At 63.1% G+C, this 11,963-nt stretch carries 10 protein-coding genes; all 10 read left to right on the plus strand.

The window, feature by feature from the left end:
- The first annotated feature begins 52 nt into the window (after positions 1-52).
- Positions 53-1,135, plus strand: coding sequence for a molecular chaperone DnaJ (gene dnaJ, locus VD811_02945; GenBank protein HXV19934.1), 1,083 nt, complete (start codon positions 53-55; stop codon positions 1,133-1,135).
- Positions 1,136-1,162: 27 nt separating this feature from the next.
- The gene (locus VD811_02950) at positions 1,163-2,392 is read left to right on the plus strand and encodes a penicillin-binding protein activator (GenBank protein HXV19935.1); all 1,230 of its coding nucleotides are present in this window, start codon (positions 1,163-1,165) and stop codon (positions 2,390-2,392) included.
- Between the two features lie 326 nt (positions 2,393-2,718).
- Positions 2,719-3,204 (plus strand): CarD family transcriptional regulator, encoded by a 486-nt coding sequence (locus VD811_02955; GenBank protein ID HXV19936.1) that lies wholly within the window; start codon positions 2,719-2,721, stop codon positions 3,202-3,204.
- Between the two features lie 153 nt (positions 3,205-3,357).
- Positions 3,358-4,053 (plus strand): 2-C-methyl-D-erythritol 4-phosphate cytidylyltransferase, encoded by a 696-nt coding sequence (gene ispD, locus VD811_02960; GenBank protein ID HXV19937.1) that lies wholly within the window; start codon positions 3,358-3,360, stop codon positions 4,051-4,053.
- Between the two features lie 8 nt (positions 4,054-4,061).
- Complete coding sequence (gene ispF, locus VD811_02965) at positions 4,062-4,559, plus strand: 2-C-methyl-D-erythritol 2,4-cyclodiphosphate synthase (GenBank protein HXV19938.1); 498 nt, start codon at positions 4,062-4,064, stop codon at positions 4,557-4,559.
- A 65-nt stretch (positions 4,560-4,624) separates the two neighbouring features.
- Entirely contained in the window at positions 4,625-6,319 is a 1,695-nt protein-coding gene (locus VD811_02970; protein HXV19939.1) for a glutamine--tRNA ligase/YqeY domain fusion protein, read from the plus strand.
- A gap of 84 nt (positions 6,320-6,403) precedes the next feature.
- A complete protein-coding gene (locus VD811_02975) occupies positions 6,404-8,278 on the plus strand; it encodes a CheR family methyltransferase (GenBank protein HXV19940.1) in 1,875 nt (624 codons plus the stop codon).
- Positions 8,279-8,308: 30 nt separating this feature from the next.
- Positions 8,309-8,857: a chemotaxis protein CheW gene (locus VD811_02980; GenBank protein ID HXV19941.1), complete on the plus strand. Its 549-nt coding sequence runs from the start codon at positions 8,309-8,311 to the stop codon at positions 8,855-8,857.
- A gap of 74 nt (positions 8,858-8,931) precedes the next feature.
- Positions 8,932-11,211, plus strand: coding sequence for a methyl-accepting chemotaxis protein (locus tag VD811_02985; GenBank protein HXV19942.1), 2,280 nt, complete (start codon positions 8,932-8,934; stop codon positions 11,209-11,211).
- A 95-nt stretch (positions 11,212-11,306) separates the two neighbouring features.
- A partial coding sequence (locus VD811_02990; GenBank protein ID HXV19943.1) for a HAMP domain-containing protein occupies positions 11,307-11,963 on the plus strand: 657 nt, incomplete at its 3' end.

An 11,963-nucleotide genomic window follows, 5' to 3' on the forward strand; every position in this document is an offset into this window, starting at 1 on the left:
ACCAAAGAAAAGGGATCGACCCTTGGCAAACGGCAAACGTGACTATTATGAAGTGCTGGAGGTCAACCGGAACGCCAGCGACACCGAAATCAAGAAAGCCTATCGCCGGCTGGCCCTGAAGTACCATCCGGACAAGAACCCTGAGGACAAGGTAGCCGAAGAGCAGTTCAAGGAGCTCACCGAAGCCTATGCCGTCCTCTCCGATCCGCAGAAACGAGCCACCTTCGACCAGTTCGGCCATGCCGGGCTGGGGGGCGGCGGAGGCTTTTCTTCGGGCGGTTTCGGCGGCAGCCCCTTCGAGGACATCTTCGGGGACATCTTCGGCGATATCTTCGGCGGCGGCAGGCAGCGTGGCCGGGGACGGCGAGGCGACGACCTGCGCTACAATCTCACCATCGCCTTCGAGGAAGCCGCCTTCGGCCTGGAGACCAAGATTCAGATTCCCCGCCACCAAACCTGCGAGGCGTGCGGCGGGTCCGGGGCGAAAAAGGGCACCACTGCTCGCACCTGCCCCACCTGCCAGGGGGCCGGGCAGGTCCGCTATCAGCAGGGCTTCTTCTCCCTGACGCGGCCCTGCCCGGATTGCGCCGGCGCCGGCAAGGTGATCGACAACCCCTGTCCGGAATGCCGCGGCAGCGGTCGGGTCAAGGGGAAGAAATCCATTTCGCTGAAGATTCCGGCGGGGGTCGAATCCGGCAGCCGGCTCAAGCTGAGCAACGAAGGGGAGTCGGGGGCGCAGGGCGGGCCACCCGGAGATCTCTACGTGGTGATCACCGTTCGCGAACACTCAATTTTCCAGCGCGAGGGGCAGGACGTCATCTGCGAGCTTCCCATCTCTTTCATTCAGGCCGCCCTCGGCTGTGAGCTCGAGGTGCCGACCCTCGAAGGGAAGGTCAGACTGAAGATACCGGCCGGCACCCAGTCCGGCAAGGTGCTGAAGCTCGCCGGCAAGGGGATCCCCGTGCTGCAGGGGTACGGCCGTGGCGACCACCTTGTGGTGGTGCGGGTGGAGACGCCGACGCATCTCACCGCCCGGCAGAAGGGGCTGCTCGAGGAGTTTGCCCGCGAGGGAGGCGAGGACGTTCACCCCATGGGCAAGAGCTTCCTCGCCAAGGTCAAGGAACTGTTCGGCTAGCCATCGGCGGGATTGATGAGGAGAAGAATGCTGACACGCAGGTTCGTCACCGTGCTGCTGTTGACGGTCGTCGGCCTTTGCTGGGCGCCGCCGCTGCCGGCGGTCGAACGCGCCGGCGAGGATATTGAGAGACTGCGGCTGGAGGCTGGTGAAAAGGGTCTTCAGCGGGCCCTGGGCGTGTTGCTGCCACTCTCCGGGCGCTACGCCACCTTTGGTGAAATGGTGCAGCGCGGCATGAACCTGGCGCTGGAGACGCGTCAGGCTGGTGGCAAAACGCCGGCCCACTTTCTCTACCGGGACACCGGCGCCGATCCGGTGCTGAGTGAGCGGGCCGTCATCGAGCTGGCCGAGGATGAGCGGGTCCTGGCGATCGCCGGTCCCCTCACCGGTGCTGCTGCCCAGGCTGCGGCCAACCGGGCGCAGCAAATGCGCGTTCCGCTGCTGACCCTTTCCCAGAAAGACGGGTTACCGGAAGCCGGAGATTATGTCTTCCGCGACTCGCTGACCAGCAGCCAGCAGGTGCTGGCACTGGTCCGCTATGCCATGGAGGAACGGCAGCTGACTTCCTTCGCTGTTCTCAGCCCGGAGAACCGGCTGGGGCGGGAGATGACAGAGCTTTTCGCCCGCGAAGTGGAAGGGCGCGGTGGACGGATTGCCGCCCGGCAAAGCTACGCCGAAAACATCACCGACTTCCGCCGTCAGATCAAGCTGCTGAAACGGGAAGATCCCGATGCGCCCGACCCGGAATCATCCCGAGTCGGGGCGCCGCCATCACCGCCCAAAGCTCTCCCCTTCGAAGCCCTGTTCATTCCCGACCACGCCGACCGGATCGGCCTCATCGCGCCGCAGCTCGCCTTTTTCGGCATCGAGAAGCTTCCCCTGCTTGGCATCAACAGCTGGAACTCGCCGGACCTTGTCCGCCTCGCTGGCCGGTTTGTCGAGGGAGCGGTGTTTGTCGACGGCTTTTTTCGCGACAGTTCCCACCCTCTTGTTCAGGAGTTTGTCTACCGCTATTCGGAAAAGTACGGGGAGGAGCCGTCCATCCTCGAAGCCCAGGGCTACGATGCCGCCGGTATCCTGCTCTTGCTATACGAGCGTGCCGAAATCCGGACGCGGGAAGATTTTCGCCTGGCGCTCTCCCGAGTACGGGCCTACCCGGGTGTGACCGGGGCGACGTCGTTCACACCGCAGGGGGATGCGGAAAAAAAGCTTTTCCTGTTGCAGGTGCAGGACGGCAACATCGTCCAGATCAACTGAAAGACAGCGACTGGCGGCAGGGAAGGACGTGAGCCCCGGCACGGTATGCCGGGGCCTTCTTTTTATCTGCTGCTCCGCTTTGATGGGATCGGCAACTGCTGGTCGGGTTGCCCCCGTCCGGGGAAGGTTGGCAAAGGCCATGATAAGACGGCGTATTCGGAGGAAAGGTGGACCTTCCACGAGGCAGAGATCGCAGGGTGGAGGGAAGCTGCAAGCCGGATGGCAAGGCTGTCGGGCTGGCTAAGTCCTTGTTTCGAGGACGGGTTGGCCTTGACGGACGGCGCAGTTTGTGCTAATCTGTGCGAATGCAGAAGGGAGGAAAACCCATGTTCAAAATAGGTGACATGGCGGTCTATCCTGCCCAGGGGGTTGGGGTAATCGAGGCAATCGAATCCAGGGAGTATTCTGGGCAAAAGAGCGAGTTCTATGTCCTGCGGATTGTCGACAGTGACATGACCATCATGGTGCCGATAGGCAATGTCGTTCAGGTCGGCATGCGCTGCCTTATCGAAAAAGGAAAAGTCGACACCATTTACGACATCCTGGAAGAAAAGCGGAGTGCCGGACAAGCCTTCGGCTCATGGAGTCGGCGGCAACGCGAATACAACGAAAAGATCAAGTCCGGGGATTTGCGCGAAGTGGCGGAGGTGCTGCGTGAGCTCTATATCATCCGCGGTGAAAAAGAACTTTCCTACGGTGAAAAAAAGGTATTGGAGCTGGCGCGCAAACTCCTGGTGAAGGAGGTTGCCCTCGCTGAAGGGGCGCAGGAGGAGCAGGTCGTCGAGCGGGTCGAAAAGATTTTCTTCCACTAATTTCACCCTTGTCACTTTGCGGACCAGGTGCGAGATTGCCTGGTCCTTTCTTTTGCCCTCGTCGTTGGGTGTTGCTCCCGGCAGCGCGCCGGAGGTCCATGTAATGTCGGCCGGCTCTACGGGCGCGGTCCCTTTCCCCATCTCCGGAGCTTCATGAGCGTCATCGTTCTGGTCCCCGCTGCCGGTGCCGGCAGCCGGATGGGGGCTGCGGTCAACAAGCAGTACCTGACCCTCGCCGATCGGCCGATTCTGGCCCACACTCTGAACCTGTTCGACAACCACCCTGCAGTCGACAGCATCCATCTGCTATCGCCAGCGACGGAGATCGCCTACTGCCGTTGCGAAGTGGTCGAGCGCTACGCCTTCGCCAAGGTGCGCAGCATCATCGCTGGCGGTGCCGAGCGTCAGGATTCGGTGCGCAACGGCCTGCTGCAGTGCGGCGCGGCGGCAGACGACATCGTGTTGATTCATGATGGGGCGCGTCCTTTTTTTCCGCCGGCCCTGATCCCCTCGGTGGTGGCGACCGCCCTCCGGGTCGGCGCCTGTCTGGTCGGTGTCCCCGTCAAGGACACCATCAAGGAGGTGGAGGATTCCCTGGTTCTTGGTACCCCCGACCGGCACCGGCTCTGGCAGGCGCAGACGCCGCAGGCGTTTCGCTTCGAACTGATTCGTACCGCCCATGAACGGGCAGTCCGTGACGGGTTTCGCGGCACCGACGATGCTTCCCTCATCGAGCACTTCGGCCATCCGGTGGCCATGCTCGAGGGGAGCTATCGCAACATCAAGATCACCACACCCGAGGACCTGATTCTGGCGGAAGCGTTTCTAAAAGCGCCGGCAAACGGCTAAGGAGAATCATGCGTATTGGGCACGGTTACGATGCACACCGCCTGGTGGCGGAGCGCAAGCTGATCCTCGGCGGCGTGGAGATTCCCTACGATCTCGGCCTGCTGGGGCATTCCGATGCCGACGTGCTGCTGCACGCCATCTGCGACGCCGTCCTCGGCGCCTTGGGTGAAGGGGATATCGGCCGGCACTTTCCCGACACCGATCCGGCCTACAAAGGGATTTCCAGCCTCAAGCTGCTGCGCGAGGTCATAGCGCTGGCAGCGGCCAGGGGGTATGCCATCGGCAACCTCGATGCCACGGTGATCGCCCAGCGACCCAGGCTCGCGCCGCATATCCGGGCGATGGTTGAGAACATCGCCGGCGCGTGCGACACCGACATCGACAGGGTCAATGTCAAGGCGACCACCACCGAAGAGCTCGGCTTCGAAGGGCGCGGCGAAGGGATTTCGGCGCACGCCGTGGTGCTGCTGCAGCGGCTGGCGATCGACGAGGAACTCGACGTCTGACTGTCGCGGCGCCGCCACCTGCTGCGGACCGGAGCAACTACAGAAGAGGAAAGGTATTCCCACCCATGACGACCAGCGCTGCGCCGCTACCCGCCAATTTCATCCGCAACATCATCAGCGAAGATCTCAAGGCCGGCAAGAACGACGGGCAGGTGGTGACCCGTTTTCCCCCTGAGCCCAACGGCTATCTGCATATCGGCCACGCCAAGTCGATCTGTCTCAACTTCGGCCTGGCGGCCGAATTCGATGGTCGCTGCCACCTGCGCATGGACGACACCAACCCGGAAAAGGAGAGCGTCGAGTACGCCGAAGCGATTCAGGAGGCGGTACGCTGGCTCGGTTTCGACTGGGGAAAGCATCTCTACTTCGCTTCCGATTACTACGAGCGGCTCTACCAGTTCGCGCTGGAACTGATCCGCATGGGTAAGGCCTACGTCGACAGCCTGCGCGCCGAGGAAGTCCGAGCCTATCGCGGGACGTTGACGGAACCCGGCAGGGAGAGTCCCTTTCGCGGCCGCAGCGTGGAGGAGAACCTTGACCTCTTTGCCCGCATGCGAGCCGGCGAATTCGAGGACGGCGCCCATACCCTGCGGGCCAAGATCGACATGACCGCGCCCAACATGAACCTGCGCGACCCGGTCATCTACCGGATCCAGCGCGCCACCCACTACCGGACCGGCGACAGCTGGTGTCTCTACCCGATGTACGATTTCGCTCATCCCCTCTCCGATGCCCTCGAGGGGATCACCCATTCAATCTGCACCCTGGAGTTCGAGGATCACCGCCCGCTCTACGACTGGTTTCTCGACAACCTGGAGGTTTCCTGCCACCCGCAGCAGATCGAGTTCGCCCGGCTCAACCTGACCTATACGGTCATGAGCAAGCGCAAGCTGCTCGAACTGGTGAACGAAGGGCGGGTCGAGGGGTGGGACGATCCGCGCATGCCGACCGTTGTCGGTCTGCGCCGGCGGGGCTTCACGCCGAAGGCGATCCGCACCTTCTGCGAGCGGATCGGCGTTGGCAAGAGCGACAGCTGGATCGACATGGGGGTGCTCGAGGACTGCGTCCGCGAGGACCTTAACGTGCGGGCGCCGCGGGCCATGGCGGTGCTGCGTCCGCTGAAGGTGGTCATCGAAAACTATCCGGACGGCCAGGTCGAGGAGTTCGAAGCGGCCAACCATCCGAACGACCCGGCCATGGGGAGCCGCAAGGTCCCTTTCAGCCGCGAACTCTATATCGAGCGGGACGATTTTCTCGAGGATCCGCCCAGCAAGTACTTCCGCCTGTCTCCGGGGCGCGAGGTGCGGCTGCGCTTCGCCTACTTCATCCGTTGCGAGCGGGTGATCAAGGACGCCGCCGGCGAGGTGGTCGAACTGCGTTGCAGCTACGATCCGCAGACACGTGGCGGCAGCGCACCGGATGGACGCAAGGTCAAAGGGACGATCCACTGGGTGTCGGCCGGCCACGCCCTGCCGGCCCAGGTCCGCCTCTACGACCGACTCTTCACCGATGCGAACCCGGGCAGCGGCAAGGACGGCGATTACCGTGCCAGCCTGAACCCCGCCTCCATCGAGATTCTGGCCGGCTGCCGCATCGAACCGAGTCTGGGCGAGGCCGGCCCGGAGAGCTGTTTTCAATTCGAGCGGCTCGGCTATTTCTGCGTCGATTGCCGTGACTCCCTGCCCGGAGCCCCCGTCTTCAACCGGACGGTGACCCTGCGCGATTCCTGGGCCAGGACCGGGCAGGATGACAAGGGTTAACCCTTTGCAGCCACGGCCGCTGGCGGCAGCGCGGCCCGGCTTGCCGGCTGCCGCCGGGCCGGGCGTTGCGGGAGGATACCGCCGGTGAGCGACGACCGCTTCCTCGTGCTGATTGTCGAGGAGGACCGGGGGCTGTGCCTTGACCTCTCGGCAACGCTCCTCGATGCTGGTTGCCAGGTGCAGTGTCTGCGGACCGGAGAGGCGAATTATCAGGCGATCCGCCAACTGGCCCCCGACCTGGTCATCCTCGATATCTCCATGCCGGAATCCGCGGGCCTCGATACGCTGCGCCGGCTTGAAGTCCATCGTTCCACGAAAAAAATTCCGGTGATCGCCACCTCCCGCCAGGCCGAGCTGGAGTACGAGCTGCTCGATGCCTTCGATTTCCTCCCCAAGCCGATCGACCGGCGCCGGTTGCTCGAAGATGTCGCCCTCCTGAAGGCGAACCGGCACGAACACGGGCTCGGTTACAGCCCCATGAACGAGGAGGAACTTGCCCTCTTCCAGGACTACCTGCTCACCCATAGCGGCCTCCACTTCGACCAGAGCAACATCAAGATCCTCGAGCGGGGTCTGCAGCGGCGCATGCGTGCCATCGGTGCGAAAGACTACGTCGCCTATTTTCATTATCTCGACAGGTACGGCGAGAATCGCCAGGAGCAGAAGAAGCTGCTCGGCCTGCTGACGGTCGGTGAAACTTACTTTTTCCGCTATCTGGCGCATTTCGATGCCCTGATTCATCACGTCCTGCCCGAACTGATCGTACGCAACCGGACGCGGCGTTCCCTGCGAATCTGGTCCGCCGGCTGCTCCACCGGGGAGGAGCCCTATACGCTCGCCATGCTGCTGTGCGAGCATTTTCCGCTGCTGGCCGACTGGGATGTGCAGATCCTCGGCACCGACATCAACAAGGTGGCTCTGCGCCGGGCTCACGAAGGGAGCTATGGCCCAAGGGCGTTGCGGGTGACCGATGCGGTTTTCCGGGAGAAATATTTTCAGCGGGTCGGCAGTGCCTATGTGGTCGATACCCGGATTCGGGATATGGTGCGCTTCGCCTATCTCAACCTGCAGACCGGGGCTTTCCCCTCGGCGGACAACGGCACCGGCGAGGTCGACATCCTCTTCTGCCGCAACGTGATGATCTATTTCCGGCTCGGCACCACCCGGCGCATCGTCGAGAAGTTCTCTCGCTGCCTGAGCCCGGGGAGCTTTCTTTTTCTCGGCCATGCCGAAACCCTGATCAACATCTCCGACCGGTTTCAGCGCCAGCACCAGGCAGGGGGGTTCTACTATCAGCTGCGGGATGCCAGAACCGCGGACAAGCCTCCTGCGCTGCCATGCCTGCCGCCTCCGGTCGCGACTTTCCGTCCGCCGCCCAGGTCTCCGCAACCCTCCCTGCCGGTTCCGCCTCCGGCTTGTCCACTACCCGCGGATGTGCCGTCGACACCCGATCTGCAGGAACTCTTCGTCAGGGCGGAGCAGGAATTTAATCGCGAAAATTTTAGAACAGCGTCTCAGGGTTATGATACAATCCTCCGCCACATGCCGCGGCATGTCGGGGCGATGGTGGGCAAAGGCTTCATTCTTGCCAACGAAGGGTTCTACGAACAGGCTCTGGATGTCTGCACGCAGGCCCTGGCGGTCGATGACCTGCGTCCCGAAGTCTATTTTCTGCGGGGGCTGATCTGCGAGTTGCAGAACGATCTGGAGGGGGCGGTAAGCGAATACCGCAAGGCGCTTCTGCTCGACATGGAATTCATCATGCCCCACTACAACCTGAGCAAGGTGTTCTGGCGTCTGGGGCGGCCGCGTGATGCCCGTCGTGAACTCAACAACACGGTCCGGCTGCTGGAAAAAACGGCCGACGAAGCGATCATTCCGCATTCCGGCGGTTTGTCGCGAGCGGTTTTTCTGGAAGTCTGCCGCGACGATGCCGGCCAGCTGGGGAAGCAGCCCTGATACTCCTGCGATTCTCGAGGGGACCATTCGATGAAAGAGCGACAGACTTACGAAATTGAGCGCGTCCTCCAGGAGATGCGGGACGAATACTGGCGGGGAATCGAAGAGGGGGGCGAGACCGCTGCGATCGAGACCCGCGATTATGTCGTCTTCCGGCTCGCTGGCGAGCGTTATGCCCTGCCTTCGACCGTGGCCCGGGAGGTTCTGCGGATGCCCCGGCTGGTTCGGGTACCGCGGGTTGCCGGGCACATCCGCGGTGTCATCAACCTGCGCGGACAGATCGTCGCCGTCACCGACCTGCGGCCCCTGCTGGGCCTGGCCGGCGAGGAAACGCCGGCAAACGGCCAATTGATCGTCGTGGAGGCGGCCGGCCTGGTGACCGCCCTGCTCACGGAACGGGTAGAGGGGATTCGCACATTGGCCGTGATGGACATCGAGCCGGTCACCGAGGGACTCTCCGGTTTTCCCCGGGCCGCGGCCGAAGGGCAGGTCGTCGGCGAGGACGGCCTGCTGGTCCTGCTCGATCTGGCCAACATTCTCGCGCGCCCGGAGTTCGTCATCGACCAGAAGGGGGAGTAGCGGTTACACCCTGAGGATGATCGACGATGCGGTGCCATCGCGACCTTTCTGCTACCTCTCTGCGGGGACCTGCCATGTTTCGCTGGATTACCAACCGGATTTCACTGAAAATCGCCCTAGCCCTTTTTCTCGTGCTGTCCCTGATCATGGCAGTGGCCACCACCCTGCTGGTCAGGAGCCGCAGCGATGCCCTGCGTGAACAGATGTTCGTCAAGGCGCGGACGATGGTCATCCTCGGCGCCGAGACCATGCAGCTGGTGCTGAACCAGGCGATTTTCGGCGGCACCTTCACCCTGGAGGAGATCTTCGATACCGACTACCGGCCGATCGCCTCCGGGGCGCTGGCGGGTGGTTCCGTGCCGAAATACCATACCGCCTACGACGAGTATCTCGATGCCCGCATCCGCAAGATCCAGGATGTCATGCTCGAGCAGGACAGCACCGTGCTTTTCGCCGTGCTGGTCGACAAGAACGGCTATCTGCCGACCCACAACACCCGCTATTCCCAGCCGCTGACCGGTGACCCGGAAAGGGACCGGACGGGCAACCGCACCAAACAGATGTTCAACGATCCGGTCGGTCTCGCGGCGGCCCGCTACGACGGCAGCGACGGCCAGCAGGTCCTCCGCCAGGAGTATCGGCGCGACACCGGTGAGCGGGCCTGGGATGTGGCGGCGCCGGTCTACGTGCAGGGAGAGCAGTGGGGCGCATTCCGGATCGGGTTCTCGGTCGAGGAGGTCGAGCGGGCGGTCGCCGACCTGCGCAACTCCCTCATCCTCTACATGGCGCTCATTCAGGTCTTTGCCTTCATTACCATCTGCGTCGTTCTGCACTACTTCATCCGGCCGCTCAACCGGCTGACGCAGGTCGCCGAACGGATCGCCAGCGGCCATGTGGAGGAGACCATCGAGATCGCCTCGGCTGACGAGATCGGCAAGCTGGCCCGGGCTTTCAACAAGATGACGCAGGTGATCGTCAAGAACCTCAAGCTGGAGATCGACCGCGGCGGTCGGCTGGTGCACAGCGTCAAGGAGGCGATCCAGCAGCTCTCGACCAGCGCCAACGAGATCCTGGCGATTTCCACCCAGCAGTCCTCCGGCGCCACGCAGCAGGCCTCGGCGGTGCAGGAGGCGACCACCACCTCCGAGGAGATCGCGGTGACTGCCCGACAGGTGGCGCAGAACGCGCTGCAGGTCGAGGCCCAGGCCGAGCAGGCGAACAGCGCCTGCTCGGATGGAATCGAGACGGTGGACAACGCCGTCCGGGGGATGGGCCAGCTCAAGGCACAGGTGCAGTTGATCGCCGAAGCGATGCTGCAGTTGGGGGAGAACTCGCAGAAGATCGGCGGCATCGTCGATATCATCGACGAGATCTCCGACCAGACCAACCTGCTGTCGCTCAACGCGGCGATCGAGGCGGCCGGCGCCGGCGAGGCCGGCAAGCGCTTCGCCGTCGTGGCGGGGGAGGTGAGACGCCTGGCCGAGCGTACCGTGGATGCAACCGGCCAGATCAAGGGGCTGATCGAGCAGATTCAGAAGGCGACCAACTCGACGATCATGCTGACCGAGCAGGGGACCAAGGGGGTCGATGCGGCCAGTATGCGGGTGGAGCGGGTCTCGGAAGCGCTGGCCAACATCATTGCCATGGTGCAGGAAACACGTGCTGCTGCCCGCGAGATCAAGCTCTCGACGCAGCAGCAGACGACGGCGAGCGAGCAGATGGCCGAAACCATCGCCGAGGTGCGCGACGTCGCCGCGCAGGTGGCGGCGAGCGCCGAAGAGACGGCACAGGCGATCGCCGAGCTGACCGGACTGGCGGAAAACCTCCGCGAGCTGCTCGAGGATGAACTGCAGGACAAGGGACGGGAGAAGGCAAAGGCGGGCGCCCGGGCCATGGGAAAAGTGCTGTCCGAAGCGCTGGCCAAAGGCCGCCTGAGCCTGGAGGACCTCTTCGACGAGAACTACGTGCCGATCCCCGACACCGATCCGCCCAAGTTTCACACCCGATACGACACCTATCTCGACGAGACGATCACCGGCCTGCAGGACGCCTTCCTCGAAGACCGGCAAGTCGTCTACGCCGTGCTCGTCGACCGCAACGGTTATCTGCCGACGCACAACACCCGATACGCCCAGCCGCTGACCGGAAACCGGGAGAAGGACCTGGTCGGCAACCGGACCAAGCGGATGTTCGACACGCCCATCGAGCTCATTGCCGCTCGCAACAAGAGCCAGGACAAGGTTCTGGTGCAGGTCTACGAACGGGATACCGGCGAAAAGATGTGGGACATCTCGTTCCCGGTCTATGTCGGTGAACGCCACTGGGGGGCCTTCCGGCTGGGCTACTGCATGTAGCAGGGATGCGGCAGCCGCGAGCCGTAACGAACAGGCAGCAAACGGCGCGACAGCGCCTGATTTCCTTCCATCCACCAGAACGCAGAGGACTTGTCATGTTCAGCTGGATCAGCAAACGCATTTCGATGAAGATTGTCGTCTCCCTGATCGTCGTCCTGGCGGTAATCCTGGGCGGCTTTACTTATTTTCTGGTCGAGGACCGCGCCAGGGTCCTGCAGGAGATGATGCTGACCAAGGCGCGGACCCTGGCCCTGACCGGGGCCAAGTCGATGGCCCAGGTGCTGACCGAGGCGATCGACAGCGGCCAGTTGAGTGAGGCGCAGGTGTTCGATACCGACTACCGCCCGATCATCGAGGGACCGCTGGCCGGGGCGGCGATTCCCAAGTATCACACGGCTTACGATGAGTATCTTGACCGGCGGATTCTTGGAATCCAGGATACCTTTCTGGAGGAGGACAGCATGCTGGTCTTCGCCGTGCTGGTCGACCGGAACGGCTACCTGCCGACGCACAACAGCCGCTACTCCCTGCCCCTGACTGGCGACCCGGAGAAGGACAAGCTGGGCAACCGCACCAAGCGGTTGTTCAACGACGAAACGGGTCTGCCGGCGGCCCGCTACGACGGCAAGGACGGCAACAAGATTCTCCGTCAGGTCTACAAGCGGGATACCGGCGAGACGATGTGGGACATCACGGCACCGGTCTACGTCAAGGGGAAGCACTGGGGCGGCTTCCGCATCGGCTTCTCCATC

The sequence above is a fragment of the Desulfuromonadales bacterium genome (assembly GCA_035620395.1).
Classification (GTDB): Bacteria; Desulfobacterota; Desulfuromonadia; order Desulfuromonadales; family DASPGW01; genus DASPGW01.

Coding starts and splice junctions, on each gene's coding strand:
- VD811_02985 (HXV19942.1), top strand. CDS start 8,932: ATGTTTCGCTGGATTACCAACCGGATTTCACTGAAAATCGCCCTAGCC.
- VD811_02955 (HXV19936.1), top strand. CDS start 2,719: ATGTTCAAAATAGGTGACATGGCGGTCTATCCTGCCCAGGGGGTTGGG.
- ispF (HXV19938.1), top strand. CDS start 4,062: ATGCGTATTGGGCACGGTTACGATGCACACCGCCTGGTGGCGGAGCGC.
- VD811_02980 (HXV19941.1), top strand. CDS start 8,309: ATGAAAGAGCGACAGACTTACGAAATTGAGCGCGTCCTCCAGGAGATG.
- ispD (HXV19937.1), top strand. CDS start 3,358: ATGAGCGTCATCGTTCTGGTCCCCGCTGCCGGTGCCGGCAGCCGGATG.
- VD811_02970 (HXV19939.1), top strand. CDS start 4,625: ATGACGACCAGCGCTGCGCCGCTACCCGCCAATTTCATCCGCAACATC.
- VD811_02950 (HXV19935.1), top strand. CDS start 1,163: ATGCTGACACGCAGGTTCGTCACCGTGCTGCTGTTGACGGTCGTCGGC.